The sequence below is a fragment of the Lysinibacillus sp. NPDC093190 genome, from assembly GCF_050280425.1.
Lineage (GTDB): Bacteria > Bacillota > Bacilli > Bacillales_A > Planococcaceae > Lysinibacillus.
Genome location: NZ_JBNNVG010000002.1, coordinates 117,370 through 132,077 on the forward strand (window position 1 = coordinate 117,370; position 14,708 = coordinate 132,077).

Annotated in this window: 16 protein-coding genes and 2 pseudogenes; 4 read left to right on the forward strand and 14 right to left on the reverse strand. The window is 35.6% G+C overall.

Annotated elements, in window-relative coordinates:
* Window positions 1-260 precede the first annotated feature (260 nt).
* Window positions 261-746, forward strand: a complete 486-nt coding sequence (locus tag ACQKOF_RS02550; RefSeq protein WP_427553380.1) for a tetratricopeptide repeat protein — start codon at window positions 261-263, stop codon at window positions 744-746.
* A 46-nt stretch (window positions 747-792) separates the two neighbouring features.
* Here ACQKOF_RS02550 and ACQKOF_RS02555 read toward each other — a convergent pair whose 3' ends face one another.
* The 5 genes and pseudogenes from ACQKOF_RS02555 to ACQKOF_RS02575 form a co-directional block, all read right to left on the reverse strand.
* Window positions 793-1,014 (reverse strand): DUF3955 domain-containing protein, encoded by a 222-nt coding sequence (locus tag ACQKOF_RS02555; protein WP_427553383.1) that lies wholly within the window; start codon window positions 1,012-1,014, stop codon window positions 793-795.
* A 10-nt stretch (window positions 1,015-1,024) separates the two neighbouring features.
* Entirely contained in the window at window positions 1,025-1,243 is a 219-nt protein-coding gene (locus ACQKOF_RS02560; RefSeq protein ID WP_427553385.1) for a helix-turn-helix domain-containing protein, read from the reverse strand.
* Window positions 1,244-1,255: 12 nt separating this feature from the next.
* Complete coding sequence (locus ACQKOF_RS02565) at window positions 1,256-1,735, reverse strand: DUF2975 domain-containing protein (RefSeq protein WP_427553387.1); 480 nt, start codon at window positions 1,733-1,735, stop codon at window positions 1,256-1,258.
* A 120-nt stretch (window positions 1,736-1,855) separates the two neighbouring features.
* Complete coding sequence (locus ACQKOF_RS02570) at window positions 1,856-2,047, reverse strand: hypothetical protein (protein ID WP_427553390.1); 192 nt, start codon at window positions 2,045-2,047, stop codon at window positions 1,856-1,858.
* 223 nt (window positions 2,048-2,270) lie between these two features.
* Window positions 2,271-2,656 (reverse strand): annotated as a pseudogene (locus ACQKOF_RS02575) (winged helix-turn-helix transcriptional regulator).
* On the opposite strand from ACQKOF_RS02575, the pseudogene ACQKOF_RS02580 reads away from it, so the two are divergent.
* Window positions 2,558-3,159: pseudogene (locus ACQKOF_RS02580) on the forward strand (SDR family NAD(P)-dependent oxidoreductase); the annotation flags it as partial. The pseudogenes ACQKOF_RS02575 and ACQKOF_RS02580 overlap by 99 nt on opposite strands.
* A gap of 530 nt (window positions 3,160-3,689) precedes the next feature.
* Here the strand turns inward: ACQKOF_RS02580 and ACQKOF_RS02585 are convergent.
* The 9 genes from ACQKOF_RS02585 to ACQKOF_RS02625 form a co-directional block, all read right to left on the reverse strand.
* Window positions 3,690-4,871, reverse strand: coding sequence for a hypothetical protein (locus tag ACQKOF_RS02585; RefSeq protein ID WP_427553392.1), 1,182 nt, complete (start codon window positions 4,869-4,871; stop codon window positions 3,690-3,692).
* 13 nt (window positions 4,872-4,884) lie between these two features.
* Window positions 4,885-5,604, reverse strand: coding sequence for a hypothetical protein (locus ACQKOF_RS02590; protein ID WP_427553395.1), 720 nt, complete (start codon window positions 5,602-5,604; stop codon window positions 4,885-4,887).
* Between the two features lie 104 nt (window positions 5,605-5,708).
* Window positions 5,709-6,398, reverse strand: a complete 690-nt coding sequence (locus ACQKOF_RS02595; RefSeq protein WP_427553398.1) for an ABC transporter ATP-binding protein — start codon at window positions 6,396-6,398, stop codon at window positions 5,709-5,711.
* A complete protein-coding gene (locus ACQKOF_RS02600) occupies window positions 6,395-6,784 on the reverse strand; it encodes a GntR family transcriptional regulator (RefSeq protein ID WP_374966927.1) in 390 nt (129 codons plus the stop codon). Before ACQKOF_RS02600 ends, ACQKOF_RS02595 begins: the two co-directional genes overlap by 4 nt.
* Window positions 6,785-7,297: 513 nt before the next feature.
* Window positions 7,298-8,341, reverse strand: coding sequence for a phosphotransferase family protein (locus tag ACQKOF_RS02605; protein ID WP_427553401.1), 1,044 nt, complete (start codon window positions 8,339-8,341; stop codon window positions 7,298-7,300).
* A gap of 12 nt (window positions 8,342-8,353) precedes the next feature.
* Complete coding sequence (locus tag ACQKOF_RS02610) at window positions 8,354-9,130, reverse strand: SDR family oxidoreductase (protein ID WP_427553403.1); 777 nt, start codon at window positions 9,128-9,130, stop codon at window positions 8,354-8,356.
* Entirely contained in the window at window positions 9,127-10,362 is a 1,236-nt protein-coding gene (locus tag ACQKOF_RS02615; RefSeq protein ID WP_427553405.1) for an acyl-CoA dehydrogenase family protein, read from the reverse strand. Before ACQKOF_RS02615 ends, ACQKOF_RS02610 begins: the two co-directional genes overlap by 4 nt.
* A gap of 458 nt (window positions 10,363-10,820) precedes the next feature.
* Window positions 10,821-11,198 carry a hypothetical protein gene (locus ACQKOF_RS02620; protein ID WP_427553407.1) on the reverse strand — a complete coding sequence of 126 codons (378 nt, stop codon included), beginning with the start codon at window positions 11,196-11,198 and terminating at the stop codon, window positions 10,821-10,823.
* Window positions 11,199-11,349: 151 nt separating this feature from the next.
* Entirely contained in the window at window positions 11,350-12,267 is a 918-nt protein-coding gene (locus ACQKOF_RS02625; protein WP_427553409.1) for a LysR family transcriptional regulator, read from the reverse strand.
* A 140-nt stretch (window positions 12,268-12,407) separates the two neighbouring features.
* On the opposite strand from ACQKOF_RS02625, the gene hutG reads away from it, so the two are divergent.
* Both hutG and gltS read left to right on the forward strand, forming a co-directional pair.
* Window positions 12,408-13,373 carry a formimidoylglutamase gene (gene hutG / locus ACQKOF_RS02630; RefSeq protein ID WP_427553410.1) on the forward strand — a complete coding sequence of 322 codons (966 nt, stop codon included), beginning with the start codon at window positions 12,408-12,410 and terminating at the stop codon, window positions 13,371-13,373.
* Window positions 13,370-14,554: a sodium/glutamate symporter gene (gene gltS, locus ACQKOF_RS02635; RefSeq protein WP_427553411.1), complete on the forward strand. Its 1,185-nt coding sequence runs from the start codon at window positions 13,370-13,372 to the stop codon at window positions 14,552-14,554. Before hutG ends, gltS begins: the two co-directional genes overlap by 4 nt.
* Window positions 14,555-14,708: the final 154 nt, after the last annotated feature.

Genomic DNA, 14,708 nt, shown 5'->3' on the forward strand with positions numbered 1-14,708 from the left:
TTACATTCCCGTGTTTTCTCCATAGAACGCTCAAGCATTCTGATTCACCTCTATTATTATTTTATTAATTGAAAAACGAGCGTTGAGCCCTTCGTTGTTGTCGATTTCGTACAGATAATAATTCTATATTTTTCTATTTAATATGCCTGATAATATAGAAAAGTTAAATTTTTAAAACTTGAATCAAGTATACAATATAAGTTCAAAAGTTTAAAATTATTAAATATTAGGAAAAATAGAAAGATAGAGGATACAAGACAATGGATAAGCGATTACAACACATCATTACATTAAGAGAGAATGGTCGATTGGAAGAAGCGAATCAATTAATGGTAGCTCTAGTTAATGAAGAGCCTGAAAATGGATACTACCAATTTCAATGTGCATGGACATATGATTCATTAGGAAAAGAACAAGAGGCTGTCCCCCACTATGAAAAAGCGATTCAATTGGGGCTTAAACCCGAATTTTTAGTAGATGCTTATTTAGGATTAGGTAGCACCTATCGTACACTAGGGCAATATGAACAGTCGAAACGTATTCTAGAACAAGCTCTAAGTGAGTTTCCAGAAGCCGAACATATAAAGTTTTTTTATGCGATGACACTTTATAATCTTAGAGAACATTCTAAGGCTATGGAAACTTTATTAAATACAGTAATTCACACTACTCATCATGAAGGAATAAAAGATTATAGCAAAGCCATTAAGTTCTACAGTGATAAGCTAGATCAAACTTGGGAATAACATAATAAAAGATCAGGCTCCTATTTGTGAACCTGATCTTTTCATATTACTTAACTATGTTTACCTTTTTAACGGTAGAAAAAATTGTAGCAAATAATAATGAAATTATACCGCTAAAGAAAAATAAATAACTTAAAGGAATTAAAAAGAAGTTTCTTTCTACGAGTGTTCCATCAGGCAATAATTCATCACCAATAATTCCCTTCATAAATAAACATAAAACTCCTATTACAATCGGTGAAGTTGCAAATATATATTTTTTCATCATTCTATCCCCATTATTCATTATTTTCATTTTTTCTGTATTCCAAAATGTCACCTGGTTGGCAGTCTAAAACTTCGCATATTTTTTCTAACGTAGAAAATTTAACGGCCTTTGCCTTTCCGTTTTTCAAGATAGAAACATTCTCCATTGTAATGCCTAGTTTTTCCGATAATTCTGTAACACTCATTTTTCTCTTTGCCATCATGACATCTAGATTTACAATGATAACCATCGTTTACACACCTCAAATCGTTAAATCATTATCCTGCTTTATCTCACTTGCTTTTCTTACTAAATAAGAAAGCATTGAAGTAAAGACCGAGATCACTATTGCAAAGAATAAAATAAGTAACATAATTACTAGGACATCTGTGTGGTAGCTACCAATCGCAAAAATATAAAGTAACGCAGCTACATATAAAACACCTTCGATCATGGCTAACACACTTATTATTTTCAATCTATCTGCATTCTCGACCGTAAAATCTTGATTGGAGCCAATATCCGTACATATTTTCCAGCCTAAAGCTAATGCTATAAAAAACGGAATCCCTGTTATCCAAATAAATGCAATAAATGGTTTATATAACGCTAGTAGTTCTTCTGAATCCAGTAAGACTTCCTTCCCTGTTTGGGTTCCAACATAAACACAGAACAATAAACCAAATAAAGTACAAAATATAATTATCAATTTTAACCATTTTGATAATTCTTTTTGTTTCATAAAGCACCTCTTTCATAACTTGCTATTGACATATTTCTTGTCATTCATTCCAAGTCAATAATTATTTATCGTAAAACAATAAATAATTATTGTTATTAAAGATATCACTCAAAATACTTGTCAAATATGAGCAATATGATAAAATAAGAACATATATTCGCTATCTCTTGATTTTCCTAACGGGAATATTTTGTTATGATAATAAATTAGGTGCGAGAACATATCTTCAAATATAACATTTAATGTCGGATAATCTGTAGTTTTAATCAGTTCGACTTTGTTTTTAACCGATAAATTGTAATTGTATTTCATTGAATCACCTATCTCCTTAAAACCTTTTTACACTATCTATCGTTAAAATTGCTCTTACCATTGTAAATATCCAACAAGAAAAAAGATGTTGCCGATGCAATACCTTTTTTAACTCTTGCCCCTGTTAGTTCAATAAGAAAATAATTCTATATGAGAGTGTTCATTTTTTAAATTTAAACTCGATGCATTTTAGCTGTTTGTTATAAGAAGTGAATACTGATTATTAATCTTCAAGTTTTTCATACATCTTTATTTTTTATTTAGTATATCTTTACCCCAAACTTGCATTGCTTCTAATACAGGTAAAAACTTTTGCCCCTGCTCTGTTAATGAATATTCTACTTTTGGTGGAACAACTTTATAAACTTCTCTGAGTACTAGCCCGTCCTCTTCAAGCTCTCTTAATTGTCTAGTTAAAATTCCTTTCGAGATACCAGATAGTAGCCTTAATAATTCATTAAACCTAACAATTTCATTTTGGCTTAAATGCCACAAAATTACGATTTTCCATCTGCCTGCAATTCTGCCAAAGCAACAGGGGTAAAACAAATTATTTATCCAAGTGTTACGAGGGCACAAGGAAATGACTTCTTCCTTGCAGGTCTGCATAGAGCACGTGAAATAGCAATTATTGAATCAGGTATTCCTTATGTGATTCTACGCAACAATTGGTATGTAGAAAATGAACTTGGCACAATTCGAGGTTGTATGGCTGGTGCCCCTTGGGTAACTTCTGCTGGTGAAGGAAAATCGGTTGGGTATATCGCCCAGATTTAGCTGAGGCAGCAGCGAATGTTTTGGTAGCTGATGGTCACGAAAATAAAATTTATGAACTTTCTGGTAAAAATTTAACACAACAGCAATTTGTTGATACTTTAAATGAAGTATTAGGCAAAGAAGTTCCTTTATTAGCAGTAGACGAAGCTTCATATGAAGAAATGTTAAAAGGTGCCGGAGTACCTGAAACTTATCTTCCGATGTTAGTAATGACTCAAAAAGGTATTCGTGAAGGAGGATTAGAATCAACACATACTGATTTAGCTTTCTTATTAGATCGTCAGGCTACTTCACTAAAACAAGCACTGACATATTTATTATTAAATACAAATTAGATAAAGCAGATTTCTCAGCTAGAATCACATAATGAATATTGTATCTTACAAAGTGTCAGCCAACATTAGGATTGGTACTTCGCTATTTCTTCCGATAAACCGTTTTTACATTTGATACGGTTTGCATGGTAATTGTTTACCATATAAATGTGTGTCATCTTTATTCTCCTTATTCAGAAAACTCTACCTCTTTACGAGGGTTAATGCCAAGTGAATTAAGAGGTCTTTAATCTCTTATGGGAACCTGTCACAAGCTAAAACATAATTTGCGCAAAAATCACAGTTACACCCTTCTGTGATTAAATGATATTTATCATAAAATTTCTTTGTTCGATTAACAACTATTTCAATAACCCAGGATCCAACTTTTATTTGGTCCATAATATCACCTTCACATACATATTTACCTTATTTTATAATCTTTTCCTATTGATATAAATTGCAAAGTTAGTCCAATAAAAAAAGAGCTGCCTAAGCAACTCAATGTTCTTCAGTACAGCATCCCAAAAGTATTCTAAATTTTATGTTCTTTAATTAATGTTATATAATTGCTCGATAAATAGTGAGTAATCTGCATCTAGATTTTCTTTGTTTTCGATGATGATTTTACCTTCATATAATGACTCACCTGTACGTAAATCACCGATAAAGAACACATGACCGTCAGAAACACGATCGACTAAATATAGTTTACCATCTGTAATCTGTAAAAAAGGTTCTTCTTCATCATTTTCAATGCTTGGATATTTAAAGCTTAAAGGCTTTTCCCACTGTTTTTTTTCTATATTATAACGGTTCAGCTCTAATCCATTGGCTGAATGAACAGGAATGAATATATCTGTTCCATTTAGAAAAATTGACTTCATATATGGTTTTAATTCGGCTGGAATTGTCCATTCCTTCACTTCATTATTAAGATAGTTATAAAGATACATTTTGCCAGAAATCGTTTCACGCTTATCATCATCTAGGTATTTGTATTTTTCAACCATATATAAGAGATAATTTTCATTTTGTACTTTATTATTGTCATTAAATATATTGATGCTGGCCTGGACTCTCTCTTCTGACGCTAATTTTGCAAGTATTGAGTCCTTTTCTAAATCCTTTTTGTTTTTATCAACCGTATATATATGTAACTCTTCCTCACCATTGAGATAGCTAATTGCTAATATCTTTATTTTTCCATTTTCTACATAGACATCTCTCTCATTGATCCAGTCATATCTCACTTGGTCTGGCATATTGATTTCAAATGAAGAACTGTCATTTGTATGTTTATCAAGTGTATCGATTTGAAGAGTGAACAAATTTCCTCGGCCCTCTTTTCGACCATTACTTTGAAAAGTGGTGTAAATCAAACGGTCTTCGTCTTCAAAATACTGACCAGGATTTAATTCTTTTCCACGCATAAAACTACGGTGTTCTTCAATATATTTTTGAAACATCAAAGGGTTATTTCGTCCTATCAACTCTCCAATGAAAGACCTGCTCTGATTAGTCGAACCATCCTTTGATATATGCAACCCGCGAATAATATCACCGCTCTTATAACTCGCTTGAAGAATAAGATTTTCGATTTCTCCCTTATTTCCGCTCGTTGTTTCTATTTTAAAGGATACACCCTTTGCCATTGCCTGTTGAATATAGTAAGTACCGATTGTCGTCACGATGATTAAACTAATCAATATCGTTTTCCAATATTTTTTCATTGTCATTCCCCCCTTAGACCCTAATTTTATATTTTAGCAAATGATTCGCGATCCAAATAGCACTGCCTAATACGATGATGCTCATTACCAGTTCCATTAGAAAGACTTCAAGTGCGTAAAAATAGCCATTATCAAATTCATTCACTAGTATTGATACAAAAAGGACTCCGAACGAAAGCATTCCATAAACGATTGCGAAAAAAATGCCTTTTAAACCGTAACTTCGTTCAATTAAAATGGCAGTGAATAGAACTGCTACAAAGATTAGCCCGACTCCATAAATCAGGATAAATTCTGTAAAGGTTTTCGGATACAGCCAGCGCCACATTTTTAAACTATAAATATCATAAAATGAAAAATGCGATTGTAAATCTGTTGGTATAATACTATTAAAAATTTGTATTTCGATTGGGAATAACAATATTTGCAAAGTAACCAAACCAAGTACCAACAGCATAATAGTCGTCAATTTTGCGAGATAAATAGTAATTCTTTCAGTTGGCAACATTAATAATCTGTAAATAAACGTATTTTTTCCAAACCAATCTCGATACCAAATAAAGAAAACATAAATCATCAACATGGCGATGCTAAAAAAGATTGGCATCAGAAACCAACCAGACTCAATGAAACGATAAAAAGGAGAAACCTCGTATTCCTTAATATATTGGCTCATTGATAGTTGATTTTTATACATCACTTGATCTGCGTCATTCATATATTCTTTTGACACAACAATCGCCCCAATGAACTGAATGACGATTATCAATCCTATTAAGGTTAGGTACAATTTAAAAAATCGATTTACTTCGAAATTAAGAAGTTTGAAAAAGTTTTTCATCCACGATACACCTCTCTCATGACATCAACGACTGATTTCCCTTCCTTTTCACGTACTTCCTCTACGCTAAACTCCTTTAATACTTCACCGTTATCAATAAGCACTGCTCTATCAATCAAGTGTTCAATATCACTAATTTCATGGGTTGTGATAATTACACCACGATCTTCAATTAAGTGGCTTGTAAACACTTCGGAAATCTGTTCACGGGAGAAAATATCAATCCCAGAAAATGGTTCATCCATCAGTAAGTAATCCACATTCAGTGCCAAACCTAATATCATATTGGCTTTAGCCATATTCCCCTTTGATAAATTGGCAATACGTTCAGTAGGGTCTAGTTTAAAAAATTGAAGTAACTCTTCTGCCCTTTGTGGATCCCAGTTTTTATAAAAATCAGCCATGAACGCAAAGGCATCACAAATTTTCATTTGCGGCAACATCGTAATCGTATCTGGAATAAAGGTAACTTTTTCATAGCTTTCTTTCCGGATTTTTTCTCCATCAATCAAAATTTCACCGCTATTTATAGGAGTGAGTGCCATAATAGCTTTCATGATTGTCGTCTTACCTACTCCGTTTATACCGATTAAACAAGTAATTTCACCTTTTTCAGCAGTAAAAGAAAGTCCCTTTAATACCTGTTTCCTTCCGTATTTTTTCATGACATTTTTTACTTCGATCATTTCGATTCCTCCGCTTCTCCGCTTTCGGCATCATGCTTTTTCTTCACTAGTTCCAACACTTCAGATAACGGCACATCGATGGATTTAATAGAACCTAAAAATAAGTCAACCGCTTCGATAATCAATTCCTCGCGGACACTTTTAAGGACCGCTTCATCTTTAGTAATGCAGCTCGGCATATTCCCTTCCGTAAAAATCAATCCTTGTTCCCCCATTTCCTTATAAGCTCGTTGTGCGGTATTTGGGTTAATCTTCAGCTGGTTGGCTAGTTCTCTTCTTGATGGAATCTCCTGACCAGGTTCAAAATACCCCTTGGCGATTTGCTCTTTAAAATGCCGGATAACCTGGACATAAACTGGATCCCGATTATTAAACTTTACAGTCAATTAAGTCAACTCCCAGAAAATCATATTTTCGTGTATTAAGCACTTAATACAGATTGAACATAATGGTGGATTAAGTACTTTTAAAGAACCACCCGATTTATTATTTAACCATTCCCCCGCTAATCGGCCTTGGCGTATTAACAACTTAATACACCATTCTCAAAAAATACAAAAGTGTATTAAGCATATAATACACTCTTCGTAATGTATTATATGCTTAATACACTTTTCATGTCAATCAAAATCCATGGAAATAAATCTCAATATTTAAAAAGGCAACCAGTTGTTAAAGTAACTTTCCACGAAAGTTTAAGTAGAAAAAGACTCTATTCCTTATTGAAGTAAAGCACCCTATTCATTTAAGTACAATCTTTCACAAACTCTTTCATATGGTTTTTTGTTGAGGAAAAGGCCTACCTTATATAATATGACACCTTAATTTCATTGACAGAAAAGTTTTCACCAACATGAAATAACGGCTGCTTTAAAAGCAACCGTCATTTATACCATAATCTATAGTGCCTTGGAAGCCTGATGGATTAGTGCAGCTACCATTTTATCCATTTGTGCAAAACGATCATCTTTTGTTTGACCATTCACGTATCGATAATAGATTTGCTGACATATTACTGCTAATTTAAAGTAGGCAAATGTAATATAATAATCGATGGCTGAAACATCACGCCCGCTTTTCTCAGCATATCGATGAATGAATTCCTGACGTGTATAAAACCCTGGTAAAGTCGTTATTGGCGGTTCTCCAAATGCGTATAACAGCATTTTTGGGTCATCTGCATGCATCCAGTAGCTCATAGCCACGCCTAAATCTGCTAATGGGTCCCCTACAGTTGTCATCTCCAAATCAAAAAGACCAATCATCTCAGAATAATCGCTTGAAAACATAGCGTTATTAAGCTTGTAGTCATAATGAATAATGGTTGCTTCTTGATTAGAAGGGACTTGATCCTTTAACCACTTTGTCAATGCCACTACTTCAACATGCTCTGCCGTTTTCGCTTTGTCATAGCGTTCAATCCAACCATGTACTTGTCGTTCCATAAACCCTTCTGGCTTCACCATATCCTTTAGCTTCGTTTCTTTATATGGTATTGCATGAAGCGCAACAAGTGAATCAACCATCTTTTCTGATATGAGCCGTCCTAAATCCTCTGTATTTTCAGTACCAGCTGGAAAATGAGTATCAAGGACGATACCCTTTTTGCGTTCCATTAGAAAGAAATCACTGCCGATAATATCTCGATCTTCAACGTACACATAAGGTTTTGGCACAGCAGCTAAAAATGGATGTAATGCAGATAAAATCGTATACTCACGCTGCATGTCATGCGCTTTTTTGGCGACTGGTCCATGTGGAGGTCGACGAAGAACAACTTCAAATTCGCCTACTTTTAGGCAATAGGTCAAGTTTGAATGTCCGGCACTAAACTGTGAAATTTCTAGCTTCCCCTCTGGTAACTCCGGAAATTGACTCTTTAAAAATGAATGTAATTTCACTTCATCAATACGTTCACTTGCCCTTACTTGTATCGTATCCATTGTACCCCTCCCTTAAATGATTGAGCTCATACCGCCATCTACAACTATGACATCTCCCGTAATATAATCAGAGGCAGCCGCGGCTAAAAATAATGCAACGCCTTTTAGGTCATTTTCTGTTCCTAAACGCTTTAACGGCGTCACTCCCATTAAATAATCTTGTCCACGCTCAATTAAGACTTTTGACATTTTTGTTGGGAAAAATCCTGGGGCAATCGCATTCACATTGACGCCATATGGCCCCCATTTTACGGCTAAATCTTTTGTTAGAGTGATGACTGCACCTTTACTTGCGTTATAGCCAATTGTATCCATGAAATCAGGTAATGTACCACCAAGCCCTGCAACCGAAGCGATATTGATAATTTTTCCACTCTTTTGTTCTAGCATGATTTTACCAACAGCTTGGCTCATTAAAAATGTACCATTGACGTTAACATCGAAGACTTTTTGCCAAGCCTCATATGGCATTTCAACAGCAGGAGTACCCCAAGACGCCCCACTGTTGTTTACTAAAATATCAATTTGGCCGAATGATTCAAGCGTTTTTGACACTACGTTCGCTATATCCTCTTGCTTTGTAACGTCACAGGCAAGAGCTAATGTTTGTACACCTAGTTTAGCTAATTCTGCAGCTACCTCTTCGCATGCCTCGACCTTTCTTGAGCACAGTACAATGTTAGCACCTGCTTCAGCAAAGCCTTGTGCAATTTGAGCTCCAAGACCGCGTCCTCCACCTGTTACGATGGCGATTTTCCCTTTTAAGCTAAATAAATCTAGTACCGTCATTTCACCAGCTCCTCTTGTTTTTTAGCATGCTTTTTCAGCTCTAGCTTGGCAACCGTGTTACGATGCACTTCATCCGGTCCATCAGCTAATCGTAATGTTCGAGAATTTGCCCATTGTGCCGCAAGCGTTGTATCAGGTCCTACCCCAGTAGCACCGAATGCTTGAATTGCTCGGTCAATAACTCTTAATGCCATATTCGGCGCAACTACTTTAATCATCGCAATTTCTGCCTTCGCTTCTTTATTCCCTACTGTGTCCATCATATACGCTGCCTTTAGCGTTAATAGTCTTGCCTGCTCAATATCTATACGGGACTCCGCAATACGCTCACGCATTACACCTTGGTCTGCGAGTGGTCGATGGAATGCGTGTCGCTCCTGAACACGCACACACATTTCCTCTAATGCACGTTCAGCGGCTCCAATAAGACGCATACAATGATGGATACGACCTGGTCCTAAACGACCTTGCGCAATCGCGAAGCCTTTTCCTTCTCCCCACAAAATATTTTCAACTGGTACTCGAACATTAGTAAACGTCACTTCACCGTGTCCTTCCGGTGCGTGATCATAGCCAAATGCAGTAAGCATACGCTCTATTTTCACTCCAGGTGTATCCATCGGCACTAAAATCATCGACTGTTGCTCATGGATAGGTACTGTAGAATCTTTATGTTTCCCCATAAAAATAGCGATTTTACAGCGAGGATCACCAGCTCCTGTCGTCCACCACTTATGTCCATTTAAAATATAATAATCGCCATCACGTTCAATACTTGCCTCGATATTTGTTGCATCACTAGACGCGACTGCAGGCTCAGTCATTGCAAAGCAGGAACGTATCTCTCCACGTAATAACGGCTCTAGCCACTGTTTCTTCTGCTGTTCTGAGCCGTAACGCACAAGCACCTCCATATTTCCCGTATCTGGCGCATTGCAATTAAACACTTCAGGAGCAAGTAAAGAGCGTCCCATAATTTCACATAAAGGTGCATATTCTAAATTCGTCAAACCTGCGCCATATTCGCTCCCTGGCAAAAATAAATTCCATAAGCCCGCTTCTTTTGCCTTGTGCTTTAATTCCTCCATAATTGGCGGGATCGCTCCCCAACGATCTTCCATTGCCTCTACCTGTGCAGCAAACACTGCCTCATTTGGATAAATGTATTGCTCCATAAAATTTGTCAGCTTCTCTTGTAGTTCGACTACTTTTTCACTATAAGAAAAATTCATAAAAAAGCCCCCTTTGTTTGAACATCAAAATGCTAAATGAATGAATATTCATTTTTATTCTTACATTAAATGTTACCGCTATATTTCTTGTAAATCAATGTCTATTAAACAAAAATTTGAATTATAGAGAAAATTCATACTTAAGACAGTGTTTTGAGCGGATAGAAAATGTAATTACGATAAAAAAATACAAGTCAAAACACTATTTTGCCATAATATGTATCTTCAAATCAGAATAGCGTCTTTTACATAACGTGTAGTTGATTTCCGTTCCGACTGGGCGCTTTCCTAGGGACGCCCAGTCGCAACGGAAATCGACTTATATTGAATCGGATATGTTTTAACAAACGTCATCCATAATTTTTGGTGATGAACCACTTCTTTTTAAAATGAGTAAATTGATTAACAGGATAAAAAAAATAACTTCTCATTCAAAGAAGTTACTTTTTTCAATTAAATTATTCTTTAACGTTGTTTTTGTATCTATTAGCTAACTTCATAGCGAAAAACTGAGGAATTAAATTTAAGACACTCACAATTACTAATAGTTGAGAAGGTGAAAAGGGTTTAAAATATCCACCATCCCACCCTATCTCTAGTGTATCTTCCATCTTACCGATAAAGTAAAAGGAAATAACTGCTGATACAATATTACCGATAATAAAAGGAATTGAGTTACATAGAAATTTCCCAAGAAAAGCAAAAAGTGAAGTCATTACAATCATCATTAAGTAACCGAGCATTGATCGGTTAGCAAAATCTTGGTACATCGAAAAATAAACAAAAGGAAAACAGTATAAACAGACTATTAAAATACCAATTACTATTTTTCTCATATTGTCACCTCTCGTGTATATTGATAATTTAGTTAGAAAACTTGGATAATCGAAGACTATGTTATTTTGAGTTTATTGGTAACAAGCAACTTTCTTCAATCATTTTTCTTATTGTTCGATTTTTAACATAATCCCAGAATACGTGCTTTTTTCAAGCGTTGTCGTTTAAGTTTTCCCTATTCTTAAGCATTTTGCCTATCTTCATAATATCAGTAAGCAATTCACGAATAGCCAAAGGTAAATGACGATTTTTCAAGTACACCAAATAAACATTTCGCCGTAAATTGGGGCAGTCTACTTCTTTTTGTACAATAGTTTTAGCTGTAGGGCCTTTTAAATAATTTTCAGGTAGAATGGTAACCCCTAAATTTTCACGAACGAGAGAAACAGCCGTCTCAAAGCGTTCAATTTCAAATTGGATATTAATGTTTTTTCCAGCCTTTTCAAATGCATCTAAAATGTCATGTCTCGTTTGAAAGCCCTCTGTACTAATAATAAATGGCTCTTCACTTAAATCGGCGATCGTCAACTTCTCCTTCTCCGCTAACGGATGATTTAATGGTAAAACGGCTACAAGTCGCTCTTCATATAAGCAGTGAACTTCGAGATCTTCATCATCCATTATCTGATTTGTAATAATTAAATGTGTTTTATAGCCTTTGAGCGATTTTTCGACACGCTTACTTCCTAAAATATCTACTAGATGAATCATCATTTGTGGATATTCTTTTTTATACTCTGTAATCACTTTTGGGAGCCAATGCTTAATCGATTCCATAACGCCTATCGTTATTTCGCTTGTGCCACGTACAATTACCTCATCCATTTCTATTTTTAAAACTTCCATGTTTTTCAATATAACTTTTGCTCGTTCATATAAAAGCTCGCCTGCTTCTGTTAATTGAAGATTTCTTGTATTCCTTTCAAGTAAAGGTGAGCCAATTTCTTGCTCTAATTTTTTAATAGCATTGCTTAGAGAAGGCTGAGAAATATGCATTTTTTCAGCTGCCTTCGAGAAATTCATTTGCTCCACAACTGCTAAAAAATATTGTAATTGTTTAAAATCCACAGCAACATCCCTCCACATTTATAGTTTTAAGCTATAGATTAATATTAATTATATATTAGCAATAATAATTATGTGAATATATAATTTATTCATAACAATATTTTCACTAGAATAATATTGGAAATGGGGTTGATGAAGATATGTATACAATGACAGATCAAAAACAATGGAAAGGTCGTATAGATTCAACTACTAATACGAGTAGTTTCCGTTTACATCAAAAAGTGCAAAGAATTCCTATTAATGATGTAAGCGCTTCAGATAATCAGCATGCCGGAATTGTGGGCTTTATATGTGATGAAGGTGTACGTCGTAATCAGGGGCGTGTAGGGGCAGCAAGTGCACCTAATGCTCTGCGTGAATCATTATCTAGCTTACCTTGGACATTTAATGATGAACAGCAAATTATAGATGTTGGTAACGTTCTTTGTCTTAACCACGCTTTAGAAGAAGCACAGCGTGAGCTCGGTGAAATTGTCAAAACATTGCTAAATAAAAAAATACAATGTGTCGTTCTTGGCGGTGGACATGAAACACTATACGGACATTATTTAGGCGTTCGTGCAGCGTTACCTAAAGATGCAAAAATCGGGATCGTCAATATCGACGCTCATTTCGATTTACGACCATACGATGAGCAACCATCGTCTGGCACAATGTTCCGTCAAATTTTAGAACAGGATCCACATGCCGATTACTTTGTTCTAGGCATACAACGTTATGGCAATACAAAAGAACTTTTTGATAAAGCCGATGAGTTACATGTGAATTATGTGTTAGAAGAAAATATGACGTCAGAAAATAAAGCACAAATTATGCATGATCTTCAGCAATTTATGGATAATCATGATTATATTCTCTTAACGCTCTGTATGGATGTACTAAATGCTGCATGTGCACCGGGTGTTAGTGCTCCATCACCGTTTGGACTAGATCCAAAAACTGTACGCATGATACTTCAACAAGTCACTTCACATCCAAATACACATTCTTTTGATATTTGTGAGGTAAATCCTTCACTGGATGAGAATGGGCGCACAGTTAAACTAGGTGCTTATTTTGTTTATGAAGCACTAAATCACTTACTTAGGAGACAAGGTACATGATCGAAATTAATCAGATTACAACAGTATTTCTAGCAGTTGCACTATTCGCATTGGGCGGCTGGCTCATCAATAAAATCGGTTTTTTAAAGCGTTTTTGTATACCAGCACCTGTTGTTGGTGGCTTACTATTCGCCGCATTGGCAACTATTTTAAAAACAACTGGCGTATTAGAAATTTCGCTTGATACGTCATTACAAAGCTTATTTATGATTACTTTCTTCACAACAATTGGTTTAGGGGCAAGCTTTAAACTTGTGAAGCTTGGTGGAAAATTATTAATCATTTATTGGTTGGCTTGTGGCTTCCTAGCATTAATGCAAAATGCTATAGGTGTATCTCTTGCATCGCTAATGGGGATTCATCCATTAATCGGTATGATGGCTGGCGCTGTTTCTATGGAAGGTGGCCATGGTGCCGCTGCAGCATTTGGACAAACTTTAGAAGACTTAGGTATTTCATCAGCCATGACAATCGGTGCTGCTGCGGCTACATGCGGTTTAGTGGCTGGTGGCTTAATCGGTGGTCCGATTGTAAAATACTTAGTTGGTAAATATAATTTAACGCCAGATAAACAAGAAACGGAAGAAGTAGATTTTGAAAATAAACATGAACAAATTACATCCGATTCCTTCTTTACACAAGTATTATTAATTACGTTCTGTATGGCTGTAGGTACATATGTTGGAACATTATTCTCAGAAGCTACTGGTTTCGTACTACCTGGTTATGTTGGTTCAATGTTTGTAGCTGTACTAGTGCGTAATATTATGGATAAAGTAAAACCTGAAGCGATTAACATGAAAAGCATTTCTTTAATCGGCGATGTGACATTAGGTGTCTTCCTTTCAATGGCGCTCATGAGTATTAAATTATGGGAAATTGCTGATTTAGCACTTCCACTATTCATCATCGTTTTCGTACAAGTATTCTTTATTGTTGTGTTTTGTATTTTTGTATTGTTTAAGTTACTTGGGAAAAATTACGATGCTGCGGTTATGGTTGCCGGTTTTGCCGGACATGGTTTAGGGGCAACGCCAAATGCGATGGCTAATATGTCAGCAGTTGTGCAACGCTTCGGTCCATCTCAAAAAGCATTTCTTGTCGTACCCATTGTAGGAGCGTTTTTAATCGACGTCTTCGGTATTCCAATTATTATTACGACGATCAATTTATTTAAATAATCAATTTCGCCTTGGCGTAATTGCGTCCGGAGGCTTTATCTTCATTTAGTAGATGTTCGGAAAAGGATCTATATCCGCATTCATCTCCTCATCTCCAGAGGTGGGAGTCTTCTCTGAATGAAGATAAAGAAGCCGAGCAATTGTCTTAATGAAA

Excerpts from the sequence above, each read along its gene's own strand:
- ACQKOF_RS02550 (WP_427553380.1), top strand. The coding sequence starts at position 261 with ATGGATAAGCGATTACAACACATCATTACATTAAGAGAGAATGGTCGA.
- ACQKOF_RS02555 (WP_427553383.1), bottom strand. The coding sequence starts at position 1,014 with ATGATGAAAAAATATATATTTGCAACTTCACCGATTGTAATAGGAGTT.
- ACQKOF_RS02560 (WP_427553385.1), bottom strand. The coding sequence starts at position 1,243 with ATGGTTATCATTGTAAATCTAGATGTCATGATGGCAAAGAGAAAAATG.
- ACQKOF_RS02565 (WP_427553387.1), bottom strand. The coding sequence starts at position 1,735 with ATGAAACAAAAAGAATTATCAAAATGGTTAAAATTGATAATTATATTT.
- ACQKOF_RS02570 (WP_427553390.1), bottom strand. The coding sequence starts at position 2,047 with ATGAAATACAATTACAATTTATCGGTTAAAAACAAAGTCGAACTGATT.
- ACQKOF_RS02585 (WP_427553392.1), bottom strand. The coding sequence starts at position 4,871 with ATGAAAAAATATTGGAAAACGATATTGATTAGTTTAATCATCGTGACG.
- ACQKOF_RS02595 (WP_427553398.1), bottom strand. The coding sequence starts at position 6,398 with ATGATCGAAGTAAAAAATGTCATGAAAAAATACGGAAGGAAACAGGTA.
- ACQKOF_RS02605 (WP_427553401.1), bottom strand. The coding sequence starts at position 8,341 with ATGGATACGATACAAGTAAGGGCAAGTGAACGTATTGATGAAGTGAAA.
- ACQKOF_RS02610 (WP_427553403.1), bottom strand. The coding sequence starts at position 9,130 with ATGACGGTACTAGATTTATTTAGCTTAAAAGGGAAAATCGCCATCGTA.
- ACQKOF_RS02615 (WP_427553405.1), bottom strand. The coding sequence starts at position 10,362 with ATGAATTTTTCTTATAGTGAAAAAGTAGTCGAACTACAAGAGAAGCTG.
- ACQKOF_RS02620 (WP_427553407.1), bottom strand. The coding sequence starts at position 11,198 with ATGAGAAAAATAGTAATTGGTATTTTAATAGTCTGTTTATACTGTTTT.
- hutG (WP_427553410.1), top strand. The coding sequence starts at position 12,408 with ATGTATACAATGACAGATCAAAAACAATGGAAAGGTCGTATAGATTCA.
- gltS (WP_427553411.1), top strand. The coding sequence starts at position 13,370 with ATGATCGAAATTAATCAGATTACAACAGTATTTCTAGCAGTTGCACTA.